Below are 19,853 nucleotides of genomic sequence, written 5' to 3' on the forward strand. Positions count from 1 at the left end.
AAAGAAGTCAGGCAAATGAAATAGGTTCGTCAACAGGCAATCATCAAAACGAGCCTAACGCTCTATGAGGTAGCGGGCGATGTAACCACCCGCCATACAAACAATTGCGCTGACTGACAAAAAACGATGCAACGCAGGAGAGCCGATCGTCGCGAGCGCTTTACGCTCAAGAAATTCAGGAGTTGGTTTTGCAAACACGATCGGCTTTAAAAATGACTCGACACACCAAAACACAAACGATACACCAATCAGGGTTTCACTCAATGTATGGTTGATGATTCCACGTGTGAGACCCGACAATGCCGCCCACGAAAACACCGCAAGGGTCATGATGCGCGCTAAGGGGAACAATTTTAATTTATCAATATTTTTCATGACGACTTTGATCGCAACGTTGAGGACGGTTTCAGCGTTTCAGTATTTCAGTGGCTCACCGTTTTCGAAAACAAATTAAGGACGATCACGCCTGCAACAATTAACCCCATTCCGAGCATCGCGGGCACATCCAGTTCCTGTCCATACAACAACCACGCCACTAGTGAAATCAATACAACGCCGACACCAGACCAGACTGCATAAGCGATACCCACAGGAATACTTCGCAGTGTGAGTGACAAGAAATAAAATGCCGCTGTATAACCAACAGCGAGAATAACGGTGGGCACAGGACGTGTAAAACCTGATGATGCCTTGAGCGCAGAGGTGGCGATCACTTCACAAATAATTGCCAGACCGAGATAAAGCCAATTCATATTGTTTCCTGAGATACATACCACATGGATATGTGGGGGTTCGAATGGTGAAAGGTGCATTATCCCAGAAATAACCCAACGACACAGCGACAACATTCCGTAAGCGTCTGAATACCAATAACAAAACACCACTGACTATCATCGAGATACCTCCCCAACCACGCAAGTTCGGACGATCACCTAAAAAAGTCAATGCAAAGACAGCCGATAGCAGTGCCCACATCATTCGTCCGGCTCGAAGATTCACCATGGCAACCATCCGGTCAACGAGATCAAAGTGAAATTCCCCCAAAAAGACCATGATACCAACGCCTTTAGGGAAAAAGAATTACTCAGGAAATGAGGAGAATTACAGGGATTGATAGCGGCTCAAATAGGCGATATGAGGCCAGATCCTATGTTTGCATCGCCTGATAGATACACGTCACCAACTGGCCCAGACCGACGATATGCAAAAAAATCATCAACCGAAACCATCGCTGATAACTTCTCTTCACAGATTTATGACGCAATAGTCGATGCGCAAGAATGGCACCCGGCCAACCGCCGGCCAAGCAAAGTGATAGCAATCGACGCTCAGGAACGCGCTGTCGCTGCGCTTTAGCAGCGCGCTTATCAATCCAGTAGTAAATAAAGGTGACTGTACTGATGAGGAGATAAAACCCACTCACGCAGCAGAGAACGAAAAACGATGTCGGCACACAAACTTTCTTCGATAGAGAGACCACATGGCGTCACACCATAGTGACGCCCAAGAAGGAAGAAATAGGCGCTTGATTATATCCCACCGCACTTTGCAACAGACTTCGCTAGCACGACGAACAACGCGTTCAAAGCATTTAAAGCGTTCAAAGCATTTTCGCAATTAACGCTTTTTCGTATTTCGCATCCAACGGAATACGTACTTTATGACCAGCGCCGCCAATCATATTGATCGATTGATTGTCCACATTTTTCATTTCAGACAAAGTGACGATCTCATTTCCGGCTGGCGAAATAATTTCAATCTGATCGCCGACAGCAAAACGATTTTTGACTTCGATTTCGGCCCATCCGTCCTTCATCTGAAGCACCTGTCCCACATACTGACTACGGTGCGCTTGCGAAACGCCTTCCATGTAGTTCTGATGATCTTGCGTATGATGACGCTGGTAGAAACCATCGGTATAACCCCGATTAGCGAGGCCATTCAATTCACCGAGCAATTGCGGGTTAAACGGGCGTCCTGCGACAGCGTCGTCAATCGCACGACGATAAACTTGCGCAGTCCGTGCCACGTAATACAAGGATTTGGTGCGTCCTTCAACCTTGAGGGAGTCAACGCCAATCTTGGCAAGGCGCTCGACGTGCTCGACTGCGCGCAGATCTTTCGAATTCATAATGTAGGTGCCGTGCTCATCTTCCAGAATCGGCATGAACTGCCCTGGCTTGGTCGATTCTTCAATCAAATAAGGACGATCCGCCAGTGGATGACGCGGCATGTCACCCATCGCTGAAAAAGACTGGTTTGCCTCTTCCAATGCCTTTTGATAATTAAACTGGATCGTTTCGACAGGAATACGTGCTAAGTCACCGGTCTCATTTTCTGTCGCATTTTCGACTTTGTAATCCCAACGACAAGAATTAGTGCACGTACCTTGATTCGGATCACGGTGATTGAAGTAGCCAGATAACAAACAGCGTCCGGAATATGCGATACACAGCGCACCGTGGACGAAAACTTCGAGTTCCATGTCTGGACATTCTTGGCGAATCTCTTCAATTTCATCGAGTGATAATTCACGAGAAAGAATCACGCGGGTCAGCCCCATTTTTTTCCAAAACTTCACATCTGCCCAGTTCACTGCATTGGCCTGAACCGATAAATGCACTGGCACCTCAGGCCATTTTTCACGCACCATCATGATCAATCCCGGATCAGCCATGATCAACGCGTCCGGCTTCATCGCAATGACCGGTTCCATGTCGCGCAAGTAGGTTTTTAATTTTGAATTGTGCGGAAAAATGTTGCTGGCAACAAAAAACAACTTTCCTCGTGCGTGCGCACCATCAATGCCTTGCTGAAGGACGTCTAGTGTGGAGAATTCGTTGTTACGTGCACGCAAGCTATAACGAGGCTGACCGGCATATACCGCATCCGCACCGAAATCGAAGGCAGCGTGCATTTTTTCCAAGGAGCCAGCTGGCAAGAGGAGTTCTGGTGCTTTTAACATGATGGTGCAATCGAAAAATAAAATGTTCGCGATTTTAAATCCATAAAACAACAAACACAATTTTTTTGGTAATCGTATTTGATCTAGCGCAAACATCTACACTTTGATGGCATGCGTATTCCATAGCGCATCGATCAATCAAGTGTCATCAAACCAATTTGTTACTGTAGTTATAACCAAATGCAACCTGAAGCAACTCTTTGTTACTTTATGCCGCGCAGAAACTATACCTTCTATAATTTTTTGCGCTTAATCCCCAACTCACTAAGCAGGTTACTCAACAAGATTGTTCACTAAATCTGGGATTAAGCAGCCTCCCCGACAACGGAAAAAATTACGAAAGAAGGAACTATGCTTACCCCAACAACCTCTGCCAGAGACCGCAGAAACAATCTTCTCACCACCCAAGAGGCGAGACATATCGCACACACACAAACTGAGCAATTAAGAAATGAAATCATCCTTGCGAAAGTCCTTGAAAGCGCACGGCTGTTTCATGTCAATCAAAAAGAAGAGGCGTATAAAAAAGCCAGCGAAGTACTCTCTCTCACCGAACCCAGCGGCGCGCCATTACATCGTCTCAGCCGTATCTTAATGAATGGCATCCAACGCCGCTGCTACTCGCAAACCGAATTTTTGGGTAATCTCTACAACGATGAGACAAACCCGATCGCGATGATCAAAGCCTATGATGTACTGGCGAAACACACGCCGTTTATCCGATTTGCCTACAACGCCGTCAACCTCGCTATCCTTGCGAAAGCGTGCAATACCAACCGACTACACATCATCGATATCGGGATTGGACTTGGCAATCAGTGGTCCGCACTTTTCGCTCTGCTGCAAGGGACAAGTTTTTATCCGAAAAAAATCCATATCACCGGCATCGATATTCCGGGAACAGAATCCACGTTGAATGACGTTCGGGATAAATTAGTGAACGAGGCGAAAGATGTTGGTATCGAGTTCTCCTTCACACCGATCGTCGCCAAAGCAGAACAGATGGCTTTTAAAGAAATTGATCGCAGCTCTGGAGAATTTCTTGTCATCAATGCGGCACTCGCCTTACACCATACACCGTCCGGCGATGCCATTAAAAACGACCAGTTTTCGCGGGCCGCATTACTCTTGCAACTGCGTCAGCTCGAGCCACAACTGCTCACCATGGTTGAACCTGACTCGAACCACAATTTGACATCGTTTGAAGATCGTTGCTACGAAGCGTTTCAACACTACATGCATATCTTCAATGCGTTTGAATATTTATTCCCACGCCACTTAAAAGAGCGCGCTATCTTGGAAAACGACTTCTTTGGCCGTGAAATTATTAATATCGTGACAGCCGATGGGCCGGATAGAGTGGAACGTCACGAACGCAAAGAAGTATGGGCGAAACAAATGCAAGAGGCGGGATTCGCGCACATTGATAATATCTTTGAAAGGACCGGCAGAACATTACGCAATATTGTTCCTACATCGCCACCCTTCCAAATTTTCCAGAGCAACCAGGCCTTATGTCTTGGCTACAACAATAGCCCGCTGCTCGCCGCCTCCTGCTGGCGCAGCGCTGCCTAAGCGAACGCGCATCACTCCACTTCTTCGGCAAAAATCTCATTGCAGACCAATGAGATTAACACCACCGCCCCGCCGACAATCGTTGCTTGCGCTGGAATCTCTCCAGCGCCTAACCACGCCCAGATGGGTGCCAATAACACCTCAAGCAGCGATAGCAAAGCGATCTCAGGCGCGCTCAGACTCGGTGCTGCGCGCACCATCAGCATGCAGGGAAATCCCAACTGAAAAAAGCCCAAGATAGCGAGAATAAGGATGTCGTGCAACGATGCATGAAAAGGCATTGCGAATGGCAACATGGCAATGGCCGAAATGGAGCCACCCAAGAACACAGCAGGGATCAAATCAACGCTATGCCCTCCTTTTTTCATGGTGATCATGTTGACAGACGAAGCGAGCGGAACACCTAATCCAATAAACATGCCTAATAAACCCCGGTGATCGATTTCGGAAAGACTTCCGACAAACATCCACGCCATACCTGCTACCGCCGCAACAATTGCCCACCAAGTACGTACAGGAATCTTCTCACGCAAGACGAGCCACGCCAGAAAAGCAGTAAAAAGAGGCGCCAGACTTTCCATGATCGATGTGTTCGCAACAGTCGTCATCGTGATTGCGATCATGAAACAGCTGTACATAATTGCCCACATACAGCCTGAAATAAAACCAAGTTTGCCTGATGCCGTTAAACGCGCAACAAAACCTCGTCCATATTGGGAGATCATCGCCCCCGCCACAAAGACGGCAGCAAAAAAACTACGCCAAAATGTAACCTCAACACCGCGCGCCACTTCCAAGTGACGCGTGAACACACCTGCGATACTCCATAAACTCGCAGCGCAAATCATCAATATGACGGCATGACGGTGGCTGATTTTTTTTGACATAGTTTTCCCAGCATGTTTTTTAAGCGAGTACCCACGCTATCACCAAACGAATAACGTTCGATGCGCGGGCAAATAAAAAACCCGTTTGGCCCCACCAAAAGGTAAGAGCGAAACGGGTTGATCTCCATGCGCCGCAGCGCATGTTATAGCGAGCTATTATGCTTCGCGGGATGCCTTTTTACGCTCGTGTTCTTTCAAGTAACGTTTGCGCAGGCGAATGCTCTTCGGTGTAATTTCAACCAATTCGTCATCTTCAATGAACTCAACAGCGTATTCCAAAGACATTTGAATTGGTGGAACCAAGCGCACCGCTTCGTCTGTACCAGAAGAACGGACGTTCGTTAATTGTTTACCTTTAATTGGGTTAACAACCAAGTCGTTGTCACGGGAATGGATACCAATGATCATGCCTTCGTATACTGGGTCGTTATGAACAACGAACATACGGCCGCGATCTTGCAGTTTCCAGATAGCGTAAGCAACAGCAGCACCATCATCCTGGGAAATCAACACACCGTTACGACGGCCAGCCATTTCACCACGGGAGTTGTCCACTGGTGCGTACTCATCAAACACGTGGCTCATCAAGCCAGTACCGCGTGTCAATGTCATGAATTCGCCTTGGAAGCCGATCAGACCACGTGCTGGAATACGGTATTCCAAACGAACACGACCTTTGCCGTCCGGTTCCATGTTTTGCAGATCACCACGACGACGACCCAATTCTTCCATGACGCCGCCTTGGTTTGCTTCTTCGACGTCAACAGTCAGGTTTTCGTATGGCTCATGACGAACACCATCAACCATTTTAAACACAACGCGTGGACGGGACACCGCTAATTCAAAGCCTTCGCGACGCATGTTTTCGATCAGAATAGTCAAATGCAATTCACCACGACCGGATACTTCGTAGGTCGAATCATCACCCTCTGCCTGAACAACACGCAACGCCATGTTGGATTTCAGTTCGCGTTCCAGACGGTCGCGGATCTGACGTGTAGTAACGAATTTACCTTCGCGACCAGCCAATGGTGAGCTGTTCACCATGAAGTTCATCGTCAACGTTGGCTCGTCAACCTTAAGCATTGGCAGTGCTTCTGGGGCGTCAGGTGCGCAAATGGTGGAGCCGATACTGATTTCTTCGATACCGTTAATCAATACGATGTCACCAGCCAATGCTTCATCCACTTGGACGCGATCCAAACCTTTGAATGTCAGGACTTGGTTGATACGCGCTTTTGTTGGTTTGTCTTCTGGACCATTCATCCAAACAACATCTTGCAAACCTTTTACACGACCACGCAAGATACGACCAACACCGATCTTACCAACGTAAGAAGAGTATTCTAAGGAAGTGATTTGCAATTGCAAAGGACCGTCTGGGTCATCTTCACGTGCAGGAACGTGCTTCAGGATCGCATCAAACAGCGGTTCCATCGTACCTTCACGCACTGTGTCTTCCAGACCAGCGTAGCCTTTGAAGCCGGACGCGTAAATGATAGGGAAATCTAATTGTTCGTCGGTTGCACCGAGTTTGTCGAACAATTCAAATGTCAGATTAACTGCTTTTTGTGGGTCAGCATTTTCGCGGTCGATCTTGTTCACAACAACGATAGGCTTGAGACCCAACGCCAATGCTTTACGTGTCACAAAACGTGTTTGTGGCATTGGACCTTCTTGTGCATCGACCAGCAACAAAACGCTGTCAACCATGGACAATACGCGCTCAACTTCACCACCGAAATCGGCATGGCCTGGGGTATCAACGATATTGATGTGTGTGCCTTTGTATTCAACTGCACAGTTTTTGGACAGAATCGTGATACCACGTTCTTTTTCAATATCATTGGAATCCATCACGCGGGAATCAACCTGTTGGTTGTCACGGAAAGTGCCGGATTGACGCAATAATTGATCAACCAAGGTGGTTTTGCCGTGATCGACGTGAGCGATAATGGCGATGTTGCGAATAGCGCGTTTTGTAGTGGACATGATAACGTTCGTTTGGGGTAAATCGGATAACCTAAGATTATAACATGTTGCAACGCAAAAGCAGACAAATACGATGCATTAGCGTCAGAGTGAGTCTTTTTAAGTCAGCTTTGCATCGAAGAAAAATAAAGATCAGCAACGCGTCGACTCCGCAATTGGTTCGACCGCCATCGCACACCATGGTCTCGCAGTTTCCTCTGTTGGTTCACTCTATTATTTCAGGGAGTTACTACAAAGCGATGACAAACCCTAGCATGTCTTTTTCTTAGGTCGGTCATAAAGACCACCACCACATTGACGACGTCTAACGACGGCATCTCTTGGTTGAATGGCCGGTAATTATTATTGCGCCTGATATGATCAAAAACATATCAGAACAATATTTCTCAATGGAAATTTTTTAGCATTGCGCGCTATTGGGTGCTATTGCGTGCTATTGCGTATTAATAAGACGCTCAGGCGCCAAAATCTGAAACTCTTGCAACTGCGCCGATCCTAACAATTGCCCATCAGATTCGCGATACACACGGACACGCCCAATTTCTGCCGGCAACGTGACGCCCTCTTCCTTACCTAAGGCCAAGCGTTGACCATGCAGGAAACGCGTTGCCAATGTGTCATTGAGTTGAACAACTGGGAAACTCGATAACAGCGCATCGACAGGATCAAGCAACGCTAAACGCTCTTCGTCAGGCAATTCTTCTAGCGAAGCCAACGTAATCGACTTCTCCAAGACTAAATGCCCCACTTGAATCCGGCGCAACTCCTTGAGATGAGCACCACATCCAAGCGCAGCACCGATATCCTCGCCGAGAACGCGCACATAGGTTCCTTTGCTGCAAGTTACCTTGAGCGTCAGAAATGGAGCGTCATAGCTTAACAAATCAAGCGCATGAATCACCACATCACGGGACTCCCGCTCCAGCGTCACGCCTGCACGCGCATATTCATACAAAGGTTTTCCGTCACGCTTCAATGCAGAGTACATCGGCGGCACTTGCTTAATCGGCCCAGTAAATTGCTTTAACACTGCTTCAATTTGCGACACCGTTGTATCCACTGGAGTTTGTGCAAGTACCTCACCCTCAGTATCTCCAGTAGTTGTCGTGACACCAAGATGTACCACCGTCGTGTACGTCTTATCCGCCTCTAACAAATCCTGAGAAAATTTTGTTGCCTCACCGAAGCACAAGGGCAACAAACCTGTTGCGAATGGATCAAGCGTGCCGGTGTGACCTGCCTTGAGCGCATTCAAGAAGCGTTTTGCCTTGATCAGCGCGTCGTTACTAGAAAACCCGACTGGCTTATCCAATAGCAATACACCGTGCACTGGAACACGGGGACGTTTTTTTATCTGGTTAGTCATTGATCGCGCCAGCCTGATAGCTGGTCAGAGTGCGTTATCAGGCGTCGGAATCTTTGTCAGCAGCAGGCTCATCGACGGCATCGTCTTTTGCGCGACTAGCATTTGCTTCATCGATTAATTTCGACATAGCGATACCACGAATGGTCGATGTGTCATGAATGAAATGCAGCTGCGGCAAGGTGTGAATACGCAAACGCAAACCCAATTGCGCACGCAAAAAACCCGCCGCTTTCGTCAGCGCATCATTGGTTGCCTTGACTGCAACAGGATCATCCACCAATGCAGTAAAGTAAATTTTTGCATGCGCATAATCTGGCGTTAACTGCACTTCAGTCAACGTGATCATGCCAACACGCGGATCCTTTAATTCGGACCAGATAATCTCTGCCAAATCCTTCTGGATCTGATCTGCCACGCGCAGACCACGACCAGGAATATTTTTACTATGTTTTGCCATAAATTCTTTTCTACGCTTTCATCTTTGCCATAAAGCAGAACCCCGGAACAAGTCCGGGGTGGAAGTGATTAGAGCGTACGTGCTATCTCTTGAACTTCAAATATTTCGAGCGAATCGCCCACTTGGATGTCGTTGTAACCTTTCAGTGACAAGCCGCATTCCATACCGGCCTTGACTTCTTTCGCGTCGTCTTTGTAACGCTTGAGAGAATCCAACTCACCTGTCCATGTCACCACGTTGTTACGCAACAGACGAACAGACGATGTACGCTTAACAGTACCGTCGGTGACCAAGCAACCGGCGATCGCGCCGACTTTGCTGACCAAGAAGACTTGACGTACTTCGACCATACCGATGATCTGTTCGCGTTTTTCTGGAGCCAACATACCGGACAACGCTGCTTTGACTTCGTCCACAGCATCGTAAATGATGTTGTAGTAACGAATATCGACGCCGTTTGATTCAGCCAACTTACGAGCAGACGCGTCTGCACGTGTGTTAAAGCCGATAATCACTGCTTTAGAAGCGACTGCCAAGTTGACGTCGTTTTCAGAGATACCACCAACGGCAGCGTGAACAACTTGAACGCGTACTTCGCTGTTGGACAATTTCTGCAAGGACTGAACCAAGGCTTCTTGGGAACCCTGAACATCGGTCTTGACGATGATCGGCAGATTCTTCACTTCGCCTTCACCCATGTTTTCAAACATGTTTTCGAGCTTAGCAGCTTGTTGTTTTGCGAGTTTCACATCACGGAACTTACCTTGACGGAACAGGGCGATTTCACGTGCTTTACGTTCATCTACCATGACCATCACTTCTTCACCTGCCGCTGGCACTTCTGTCAAACCTTGGATCTCAACAGGGATCGATGGACCTGCTTGCGCAATGTTCAAGCCGTTCTCATCCAACATCGCACGAACACGACCGTAAGAAGAACCCGCCAGAACAACGTCACCGCGCTTCAAGGTACCTGACTGCACCAGGATCGTTGCCACGGTACCGCGACCTTTATCCAGACGCGCCTCAACAACGAGACCTTTCGCTGGTGCGTCAACTGCTGCGCGCAATTCAAGAACTTCAGCTTGCAACAGCACGTTTTCCAACAAGGAATCAATCCCTTGACCTGTTTTTGCAGATACTTGAACAAATGGCGAATCGCCACCGTATTCTTCAGGAACGACGCTTTCAGCGATCAATTCTTGTGTTACGCGGTCAGCATTGCCACCTGGTTTATCAATTTTGTTGATCGCAACAACCAGCGGTACACCAGCAGCTTTTGCATGCGCAATCGCTTCACGTGTTTGCGGCATCACGCCGTCGTCCGCTGCCACGACCAGAATAACGATATCCGTTGCCTTCGCACCACGTGCACGCATTGCCGTAAAGGCTTCGTGACCTGGTGTATCGAGGAAGGTAATCATGCCGCGTGGTGTTTCTACGTGGTATGCACCGATATGCTGGGTAATACCACCCGCTTCGCCGGAAGCCACTTTGGCGCGACGAATATAATCGAGCAACGATGTTTTACCGTGATCAACGTGACCCATGACCGTGACAACTGGTGCACGTGGGAACGTTTCGTATTCTGCGTGTTCTGCAACATCTGTCAGCGCTGCTTCTGGATCATCAAGTTTGGCCGCAAATGCTTTGTGACCCATCTCTTCGACCAAAATCATCGCTGTCTCTTGATCGAGCACCTGGTTGATCGTGCACATCTGACCTAACTTCATCAAATGCTTAATCACTTCGGATGCCTTCACAGACATTTTGTGTGCTAATTCAGCCACTGTCAGTGTCTCTGGAACAAACACATCTTTTACGATGGCTTCAACAGGCACTTGGAAATTAGATTCACGTTCTTCGTGATGGTTGTTACGGCGTCCTTTAGGACCGCCCTTCCAACCTTCGCGACCACCGGAAGTATCACCGCGGGTTTTCAAACCACCACTGCGTTTTTTAGATTCTTCTGACCATGTAGAAGAGACGTTGGCAGATTTGATTGCTTTCTTATCTGCTGTCGCTGGTTTTTTCTCTTCTTTTTTGTCCGTTGTCGCCGCAGGTGCAGGCTTTTTATCGCCTACTTTTTTATCTGTTGGCTTATGCAACGTGCCCTCAGCCACCTTTGGAGCGGCGACAGGCGCAGCAGGTGCCGGCGCTTTTGCTGGGCGACGTGCTGCATTCATCATTTCTTTGATTTGTGCTACTTCATCAGCGACTGCTTTTCTTGCTTTTTCAGTTGCTGCTGCACGTTCCGCTGCCTCTTTCGCTTCTAAGGCGGCTTTTTTCTTTGCTTCTTCTGCGTCCAAACGTTTCTTCTCTTCATCTGACTGAGAAGGTTTTACTTCTACAGTTTTTGCTGCGGCAGCGGCTGCTGCAGCTTGTTCCGCTTTCAAGCGCTCGGCTTCGGCTTTTGCAGCCTCGGCTTCAGCCGCTTCACGCATTGCTTTGGCTTGGGCTTCTTTTTCCGCTTCCAGCTTGGCAAGGCGTTCTTGTTTTTCGCGTAATTCAGCTTCTTGACGAGCAATCAGCTCTGCCTCGCGGCGCGCTTCTTCCTCGTTCACTTCCACTTCTTCTGGTTCAGCAGCCGGTGTCCGCGCTGCTGCATCATCCGCAACCACTTCGTCACGTTTAACGAATGTACGTTTCTTACGAACTTCGACCTGAATGGTGCGAGATTTGCCCGTAGCATCGGCCTGTTTGATCTCCGTTGTCTCTTTACGAGTCAGCGTGATTTTTTTCTTTTCATTGTCAACAGCAGATCCATGGGAACGACGCAGGTGTTCTAGCAGTCTATCCTTATCTTCTTTTGTCAATGAATCTGAGGTCGATTTTTTTTCGACTCCTGCTGCACGCAATTGCGTGAGCAACAAATCCGCTGACATTTTCAGCTCGGTGGCAAATTGGGCAACGTTGTTACTCGCCATTCAGTCCTCTTTTTCTATGTGCGCGTTATGAATTTGAAACCCGTGAATTACTTAGCTTCTACGAGTTTCCAAGCGGTAGCTAACAAAGCTTTGGCTTGATCATCATATTTAGCGTCGATGAGTTTCATCTCATCATCGGTCACATCTTCAAATGCTTCTTTAATCAAATGGCGTGAACGGTCGGCAGACAATGCCAAAATCGCGCCAAATTCGTCATAAGCCAGACCAGCGAAAGCAGCGAGTGTTTTAATACCAGCCAAGCCCAGTTTACCGGCGGTAACACGGGTCATACCTTCGAGGTTCAACAAATTATCATCCATGCCTTCTAAACCTTCTTCAGAAGCAATGGCTTCTGTCAAAAGTGCGTCGCGTGCACGGTTACGCAACTCTGTTACGGTATCTTCATCGAATGCTTCGATTTCGAGCATTTCGCTGATCGGTACGTAAGCAATTTCTTCGAGGCTAGAGAAACCTTCATCGACCAGAATTTCAGCTACTTCTTGATCAACGTCGAGTTTTTCCATGAACAAGGCGCGGATACCCGCAGTTTCTTGCTCTGCCTTGTTTGCAGATTCTTCTGCAGTCATGATGTTGATTTGCCAGCCAGTCAATTCCGCTGCCAAACGAACGTTCTGTCCGCTACGGCCGATCGCGATGGCGAGGTTTTCTTCATCCACAACAACATCCATGCCGTGTTTTTCTTCATCAACCATGATGGAAGACACATTCGCTGGTGCCAACGCACCGATCACGAACTGCGCTGGATCTTCAGACCACAGAACGATATCAACACGCTCACCACCCAATTCACCAGTCACCGCTTGGACGCGTGAACCACGCATACCAACACAAGTGCCGATAGGATCGATACGTTTGTCGTTCGTGTGAACAGCGATCTTCGCACGCACACCAGCGTCACGCGCTGCAGATTTAATGACCAATGTACCTTGTTCGATCTCTGGCACTTCCAGCTCAAACAATTTCATGATGAATTCAGGAGCGGTACGGGACAAGATCACCTGTGGACCACGTGCGTTACGATCAATACGCAAGATGTAAGCACGGACGCGATCGCCAACACGCAAGTTTTCTTTTGGAATCATCTGATCGCGTGGCAAGCGTGCCTCGATCTTACCAGATTCAACCACTGCGTCGCCGCGTTCCATGCGCTTGATGGTACCGGTTACCAGGGAATCGCCACGCTCAAGGAAGTCAGCCAGAATCTGTTCACGTTCCGCATCACGGATACGTTGCAACACGACTTGTTTTGTATCTTGCGCAAAGCGGCGACCAAAATCAACGGACTCGATTTCTTCTTCGATGTAATCATCGATTTGAATCTCCGGATCATCTTCCACTGCTTCAAAATGCAAAATCTCTTGATCTGGCAATTGCAAACCCGCCTCATCAGGCACAACATGCCAACGACGGAAAGAGCGGAATTCACCAGTATCACGGTCGATCTCGACGCGGATATCAACTTCACCAGGGAAGCGTTTTTTTGTCGCTTGCGCCAAAGCATGTTCCAGCGCACCGAAGACTACTTCTTCATCGACGTTTTTTTCGCGTGCCAGCACATCCACTAATAACAACAAATCACGACTCATGCTTTGCGACTCCTAAAATCCACTTGTGGCACCAGACGTGCCTTATCCACATCGGCGAGCGTAAACTCCAGCATGGCCGACCCATCTTTTACTTCAAATTCTAGCTTCAGGTTTTCACCTTCAGGCTCGTGCAACACACCGGTGAACGTTTTACGGTTGGGCGTCCCAGGCATCGGCATGCGCAATTTAACGGTCACTTCGCAACCGACAAAACGCACATAATCTGCCACTTTCTTCAACGGCCGATCAAGACCTGGAGAAGAAACTTCGAGACGTTCGTAATTAACATTTTCCACCGTCAGCACATGCGACAACTGGTGACTTACCTTTTCGCAATCTTCGACCGCGATATTGCCTTTTTCAAGATCAGCAGGCAAAAAGTCGATATAGACCCTGAACAAACCGCGCTCGGCCTGCTCAAAATCCACCAGATCATATCCGGTACCATTGACGGTTTTCTCTATCAAATCCAACAAAACCAAACTATTCTCCGATCAACACAAACCCAGATAAACATAGTATTCCACGTACGCAAATGATAAAACCAAAAAAAAATGGGCTAAGCCCATCTTTTATTTGCGCCGAGATTTTAAATTCATCAGGCATAAACTACTAACTACCAGATTATAAACGATTTTCTACCCTGTCGCAATCAAAAACAGGGTAAAACAACCACATCTGCGCAGTCAGATCAAGCACCCCGCGAGCGGCGGCGAGCGGCAATACCCTGACCAATCGCTTGCCCACTTCCGCGGGTCGTCGGACCACGACGTTGCTGTCCAGCATCAGGGAAACCAAGGGCGGTTTGCAGCGGATCAGGTTGACGTGGGCGCTTTTTAGCACCAGCACCTGCACCTGCACCATTACCACCTACCTTGTTTCCATTGGCATTACCACCACGACCAACGCCAAACTCACTACGGGCATCGCCACGACCACTCGACATCGGGAACGTTGGCTGCTTTTGCGCGTAAGGACCTGCAGGCGCCGCTTTATTGCCAAACGACTTACCACCTTTTGCGGCAGGCTTATCGCTTGCCGTCTTTTCCAGGCCGCTCAGCTTCAAAAGGCTACGAACTGCATCTTCTTCCAACTCCTCCCAACGACCACGCTTCAGGTTGGCAGGCAACGTCATTGCGCCATAGCGCGTACGAATCAAACGAGAAACAGTCAGTCCTACCGCCTCAAACATACGGCGCACCTCGCGATTACGGCCTTCACCGATAATGACGCGATACCATTTATTCACACCTTCACCGCCGCCATCGGAGATTTTGGAAAATTGCGCCAAGCCATCCTCAAGCTCAACACCCGCCAACAGACGCTGACGCATCCCTTCTTCCAACTCGCCAAGCGTACGTACGGCGTACTCACGTTCAATACCGTAGCGTGGGTGCATTAATCGATTGGCAAGATCACCAGAGGTTGTAAACAACAACAAGCCTTCCGTGTTGTAATCCAAACGGCCAACGGCTAACCATTTACCCATTTTCATGGTTGGCAAGCTATCAAACACCGATGTACGGCCTTCGGGATCGTTTGTACTGACGATTTCGCCAGCTGGCTTATGGTAAATCAGGACACGAGGCGGTTTTTTGCTGATTTTTCGCATAATCGGCTTACCGTTAATGCGTACTTGATCTGTCGGCAAAATCCGCTGACCAATATGTGCCGGCTCGCCATTAACTGACACACGACCAGCAACAATCAATTCTTCCATGTCACGGCGCGATCCCAGACCCGCTTCCGCTAATACTTTGTGCAATTTTGGCGCATCGTCGTCTGCCGTCAAATCACGACGGACAGGCTTGGCATTTTTTCCACGGCCTTTTGGCTCATCGGCGTCCGAGAACGATGCGTCATAAGCATCAGAAGTCACAAACGAAAAAACATCATCTGGATTGCTCGCGTCACGGCGAGCGGCATTTGCCTGCGAAGAACGTTTTCCATTCCCGCGATTTGGCCCACGACCTGCCTGAACACCCTCCCGAGGAGTACGTGGACCGCGCTCTGTACGCTCTGTACGCTCTGTCCGTTCAGCACCTGCTGCGCGCTCGGCACGAGGTGCAGCTTGCTCACCATCAGCACGAGGCTTACGAGCACGACCAGCATTGGCAGCACGCGGTGCGCGTGCAGGACGGCCAGCTTCTGAGGCACCATCCGCACCACCCACCGTCACACCGCTAGCCTCGGCTGAGGCTGACGACTCATTGGCATCCGCTTTAGGGCGCGGGGAGCGGCGCATGTTGCGCGGTCCACGCACACCACGTGACCCACGGCCACTTGGCTTGCCTTCATCGGATCCAGCAGCATCGCCGCTAGCATTTTTATCAACTATTACATCTTCAGGATTCATGGGATTCATTCTTCAATTCATTTGATTCTATTTGCGGCTGCTGCTCAGCATCCAGTTCATTATCTGGCACCAATGCACTGGCAGCCTGATCACTTATTTCTTCCGTTTCTAAGGACGTCGTCTCAACAACGTCCTGAGTTACTACTAACTCGGGGGAATTGTCCCCTTCTTGATCTATTTCAACTTGTGGATCAACAAGTTGACCCTCTGAAGCATCGGTCACGAGGTCTTCACTCATTTCGACAGCAACAGAGACCATTTCGGCAAAATTAGGCTCTTCAACGCCGAAGCCTGCCAGTTGCGCATCAAGGTCTGGCTTCGCCACCAACTCCTCGTCATCCTCTTTGCGGACTTGTTGCAAAGGCGGCAACTGATCAAGCGACGAGAGCCCCATATCGCTCAAAAATTGCTTTGTCGTTGCAAACAATGCCGGGCGACCAGGCACGTCACGGTGCCCGATGGTCTCAATCCACCCGCGGTCTTCCAAGGTTTTCACCATTTGCGTGGACACAGTCACGCCGCGGATTTCTTCGATATCGCCACGTGTTACCGGTTGACGGTACGCAATAATTGCAAGCGTTTCCAGTGTCGCACGGGAATATTTCGGCGGCTTTTCAGGATTCAGTCGATCAATGTAAGCACGCATTTCTGGACGACTTTGGAAGCGCCAGCCAGTCGACAAGCCAACGAGCTCAATTCCTTTGTCCGACCAATCTCGGCGCAAATCTTCCAACAGCATTTTGATCGTATCGGCGCCGACCACATCTCCTTGATCGTCGGCCTCTTGAAACAGTTTTTTCATGTTATTGACTGTTAGCGGCTCAGGCGCGCATAACAAGGCTGTTTCGAGGACTCGCTTTGCCTCAGCAGTATTCATGCAAGTAATAGATTACACGGGTTTAATTGATGCCATACACTGGGTTAAACCGGAAAGATCAACGGCTAACACCACACGTTTTATATGTATTTAATTTTGCTGCGAGTGTATTTACTCGCAACGCCCGCGAGCGGGCAGATCAGGGAGTTTAGGAAACACAACACAGTCGTTGCGCTCTACCCATCAAATTAGTAGACACTAGATTGTAGTCCAGATTATCCCTTGCAATCAAAAATAAATTGCAAGTCGATCTAAAAGCCACGCTTTTAACATCGCTTTCAATCCCTGAATGCGCATCGTTCGACGGTCAATTCAGGACTATTCTGGTGAGAAAACCTTACTTCATCCTCGCCAACGTGGGTTAAAACCCTGACGAAAAACACAAACGGGCGCTTATTCAACAACGCGTTGTCGATAACGCTTTGGGCTTATCCTGCTGACATTATACTGGATTTCTCAATAAGCTCGCGATTTCATGCCCCATAACGACGCTCCCATCGATTAACCACCCTATAATGATGGTTTTCTGAAGAGATACTTTCTTCAAGACTAACTATTGCATCAGACCATCTGTTGAATCGACTGCACTTTTCATGAAATCACTTAAAGCGCTCACCTTCCACCAACACCTCCTACCAACTGCCCTCTTCGCCACCCTCATTGCTCTCAGTGCGCCGGTTTGCGCGGCGGACACCTCAGTTGCGATACCCGAAGACACCTCAACAAAGGTCACCACTCCGACAATCACGCCAGAGGATTGGGCAATACATGGACAATTGACCAACATCACCCAACACCACCCCAGTTTCAGCGCCCCTTATAGCGGTCAGCAAAGCCTTACCGCACTCAGTCGCACGGAAGAAACGACTGACATGACGCTGTTCTTGGGAAAACGTCTTTGGAAGGACGGGGAGATCTGGATCAACGCGGAAGTGGATCAGGGTCATGGTTTTAACGACACACAGGGCTTGGCTGGATTTTCGAACGGTGGCGCCTATAAACTCGGTGCCAATCAACCTTACTTACGGTTTCCACGCCTATTCTTCCATCAAAACATTTCCCTTAGCGGAGAAGCGACGACCGTGGAGGCGAACGCCAATCAACTCGCCAGCATCGTTTCGGCCAACAATATCGCGATCACCGTAGGGAAATTTGCGGTAACCGATGTCTTTGATACGAATAGTTACGCGCACGATCCGCGCGCTGACTTTATGAATTGGTCGGCATTGGATGGTGGTACATACGATTATGCTGCCGACCCTTGGGGCTTTACTTGGGGCGGCGCTATTGAATGGACTCAGGACTGGTGGACTGTACGCGCCGGTTTCTTTCAATTGTCTCCTGTACCAAACGGCAAAATCACACGAATTCATTTTGGCGGTAACGCAACCAATATCGAGCTTGAAGAAAGGCATACCCTGTGGGGACATCCCGGAAAATTAAAGCTATTGGCGTGGGTGAATCAAGGCAACATGGGAAGCTATGCTGACGCCATCGCACTCAGCCAACAGACCAACACGACGCCAGATGTCTCACTCGTACGCCGCGCCAGTTCACGCCCTGGGATTGTGCTCAATGCCGAGCAAGAACTAGCAGCAAACATGGGGGCATTCCTGCGTCTTAGCGCCAATCGCGGCGACAAAGAAACCTATGAGTTCACCGACATCAATCAATCCCTATCGACGGGCCTGATGATCAAAGGCAATGCGTGGCACAGGGACGACGACAACATTGGTATCGCGTTCATTGAAAACCGTCTTTCTAGCGATGCCCGCGCCTATTTCGCTGCTGGCGGCTTAGGCTTACTGATTGGCGATGGGCGGCTTAATTATGCCCCTGAAAAAATCTCCGAAATTTACTACGCGTGGCACCTACATCCGGCGATAACGCTCAGCATCGACTACCAACACATCACCCATCCCGCGTACAACAAAGATCGTGGACCTGTCTCGATTTTTGGAACAAGGATACATGCAAGTTTTTGATGCCGAAACGCCGCCAACGTCTCGCTAAAGCTAAGGATTACAGTAGTCGCAATAACTTGCAGGAACTTCCGTACGGAGCGGCTTTTCCTGTGAGAACTCACATCGCACACATTGCAACAAGACCCCGCGCGACTGCTGTGTAGGTCGGTGGCATGCCATACACAAAGCGCCTGCCACCGGCGCATATGCACCGAAGCCTGGGGCATGACATGCAGAACAATGGCTCGCTAATCGTTGAGCAAGGTCCTCAGCACAACGCGCAATCATTTTCATCCGCGTCGGATTTCGATGAGCGCGCATATCGGTCGATAAACTCACGTCACCCGACATCAATGCTTTTTTTACCGCATGCTCAAATGAGGGACGATCCATGCAGGATTTATCATAGAACGGCTGACCGGGCTCACCAATGATCACGCCATGCTCTGGAAATCCGATTTTGTCGGCGAATTCGATGGCTTCTTGGAGGGTATTGACCGACTGATTTAGATAATTTGTTTCCGGTCCTTGCACGAAGGCCGTCACCGCAAAACACTCCTTGGCGTCATACCACACCAGCACTTCCCGCCCCCATCCAGTGACGCCAAACCAAGGGTCACCGCCAAAGCTACCCTCACTGCCAATGCCAAATCGCTCGCCACTGAGTTCACAGGCGAGCTCCGCCTTGGCGCGTGCTGCATCGAGCATCGTACCTTCGCGGGCGATCTCGCCTGTAAAAGTGCCCAGTGAGTCGGTATCAAAGTGATCGATCGTCAACACCGCATAACCAGCCTTCGCCATCGGTGCGGCCAATGCCGCCTCCTTTTTATGACAAGTTAATAGCGCAGCGGGTTGCAATACCAGCACGTCTTGCACGTCG

17 protein-coding genes are annotated in these 19,853 nt (G+C 49.1%); 2 read left to right on the forward strand and 15 right to left on the reverse strand.

Annotation, left to right across the window (positions count from 1 at the left end):
* Positions 1-54: 54 nt before the first annotated feature.
* The 5 genes from ACO0K2_RS18080 to yegQ all read right to left on the reverse strand — a co-directional run bounded on the left by ACO0K2_RS18080 (position 55) and on the right by yegQ (position 2,965).
* Complete coding sequence (locus tag ACO0K2_RS18080; protein WP_423021428.1) at positions 55-375, reverse strand: hypothetical protein; 321 nt, start codon at positions 373-375, stop codon at positions 55-57.
* Positions 376-422: 47 nt separating this feature from the next.
* Positions 423-752 carry a DMT family transporter gene (locus ACO0K2_RS18085; protein WP_423021430.1) on the reverse strand — a complete coding sequence of 110 codons (330 nt, stop codon included), beginning with the start codon at positions 750-752 and terminating at the stop codon, positions 423-425.
* Positions 715-1,002: a hypothetical protein gene (locus ACO0K2_RS18090; RefSeq protein ID WP_423021432.1), complete on the reverse strand. Its 288-nt coding sequence runs from the start codon at positions 1,000-1,002 to the stop codon at positions 715-717. The genes ACO0K2_RS18085 and ACO0K2_RS18090 overlap by 38 nt, the downstream gene beginning before the upstream one ends.
* Positions 1,003-1,147: 145 nt before the next feature.
* Entirely contained in the window at positions 1,148-1,453 is a 306-nt protein-coding gene (locus ACO0K2_RS18095; protein ID WP_423021434.1) for a DUF1294 domain-containing protein, read from the reverse strand.
* A gap of 147 nt (positions 1,454-1,600) precedes the next feature.
* Complete coding sequence (yegQ, locus tag ACO0K2_RS18100; protein ID WP_423021436.1) at positions 1,601-2,965, reverse strand: tRNA 5-hydroxyuridine modification protein YegQ; 1,365 nt, start codon at positions 2,963-2,965, stop codon at positions 1,601-1,603.
* 351 nt (positions 2,966-3,316) lie between these two features.
* On the opposite strand from yegQ, the gene ACO0K2_RS18105 reads away from it, so the two are divergent.
* Complete coding sequence (locus ACO0K2_RS18105) at positions 3,317-4,540, forward strand: GRAS family protein (protein ID WP_423021438.1); 1,224 nt, start codon at positions 3,317-3,319, stop codon at positions 4,538-4,540.
* 11 nt (positions 4,541-4,551) lie between these two features.
* Here ACO0K2_RS18105 and ACO0K2_RS18110 read toward each other — a convergent pair whose 3' ends face one another.
* The 9 genes from ACO0K2_RS18110 to scpB form a co-directional block, all read right to left on the reverse strand.
* The gene (locus tag ACO0K2_RS18110; RefSeq protein ID WP_423021440.1) at positions 4,552-5,427 is read right to left on the reverse strand and encodes a DMT family transporter; all 876 of its coding nucleotides are present in this window, start codon (positions 5,425-5,427) and stop codon (positions 4,552-4,554) included.
* 156 nt (positions 5,428-5,583) lie between these two features.
* A complete protein-coding gene (gene typA, locus ACO0K2_RS18115; protein WP_423021442.1) occupies positions 5,584-7,419 on the reverse strand; it encodes a translational GTPase TypA in 1,836 nt (611 codons plus the stop codon).
* A gap of 433 nt (positions 7,420-7,852) precedes the next feature.
* Positions 7,853-8,785 carry a tRNA pseudouridine(55) synthase TruB gene (gene truB / locus ACO0K2_RS18120; protein ID WP_423021444.1) on the reverse strand — a complete coding sequence of 311 codons (933 nt, stop codon included), beginning with the start codon at positions 8,783-8,785 and terminating at the stop codon, positions 7,853-7,855.
* A 37-nt stretch (positions 8,786-8,822) separates the two neighbouring features.
* Entirely contained in the window at positions 8,823-9,242 is a 420-nt protein-coding gene (gene rbfA / locus ACO0K2_RS18125) for a 30S ribosome-binding factor RbfA (RefSeq protein WP_423021446.1), read from the reverse strand.
* Positions 9,243-9,310: 68 nt separating this feature from the next.
* Positions 9,311-12,169, reverse strand: coding sequence for a translation initiation factor IF-2 (gene infB, locus ACO0K2_RS18130; protein ID WP_423021449.1), 2,859 nt, complete (start codon positions 12,167-12,169; stop codon positions 9,311-9,313).
* A 47-nt stretch (positions 12,170-12,216) separates the two neighbouring features.
* Complete coding sequence (gene nusA, locus ACO0K2_RS18135) at positions 12,217-13,776, reverse strand: transcription termination factor NusA (protein ID WP_423021451.1); 1,560 nt, start codon at positions 13,774-13,776, stop codon at positions 12,217-12,219.
* The gene (gene rimP / locus ACO0K2_RS18140) at positions 13,773-14,258 is read right to left on the reverse strand and encodes a ribosome maturation factor RimP (protein WP_186913353.1); all 486 of its coding nucleotides are present in this window, start codon (positions 14,256-14,258) and stop codon (positions 13,773-13,775) included. The genes nusA and rimP overlap by 4 nt, the downstream gene beginning before the upstream one ends.
* A gap of 209 nt (positions 14,259-14,467) precedes the next feature.
* Positions 14,468-16,141 (reverse strand): pseudouridine synthase, encoded by a 1,674-nt coding sequence (locus ACO0K2_RS18145; RefSeq protein ID WP_423021453.1) that lies wholly within the window; start codon positions 16,139-16,141, stop codon positions 14,468-14,470.
* Positions 16,122-17,009: an SMC-Scp complex subunit ScpB gene (scpB, locus tag ACO0K2_RS18150; RefSeq protein WP_423021455.1), complete on the reverse strand. Its 888-nt coding sequence runs from the start codon at positions 17,007-17,009 to the stop codon at positions 16,122-16,124. Before scpB ends, ACO0K2_RS18145 begins: the two co-directional genes overlap by 20 nt.
* Positions 17,010-17,602: 593 nt before the next feature.
* On the opposite strand from scpB, the gene ACO0K2_RS18155 reads away from it, so the two are divergent.
* The gene (locus ACO0K2_RS18155; RefSeq protein ID WP_423021457.1) at positions 17,603-18,994 is read left to right on the forward strand and encodes a carbohydrate porin; all 1,392 of its coding nucleotides are present in this window, start codon (positions 17,603-17,605) and stop codon (positions 18,992-18,994) included.
* A gap of 30 nt (positions 18,995-19,024) precedes the next feature.
* On the opposite strand, the gene ACO0K2_RS18160 is transcribed toward ACO0K2_RS18155, so the two are convergent.
* Positions 19,025-19,849, reverse strand: a complete 825-nt coding sequence (locus ACO0K2_RS18160) for a DUF6671 family protein (RefSeq protein WP_423021459.1) — start codon at positions 19,847-19,849, stop codon at positions 19,025-19,027.
* Between the last annotated feature and the right edge of the window lie 4 nt (positions 19,850-19,853).

Source organism: Undibacterium sp. MH2W (genome assembly GCF_049340215.1).
Classification (GTDB): domain Bacteria; phylum Pseudomonadota; class Gammaproteobacteria; order Burkholderiales; family Burkholderiaceae_D; genus Undibacterium.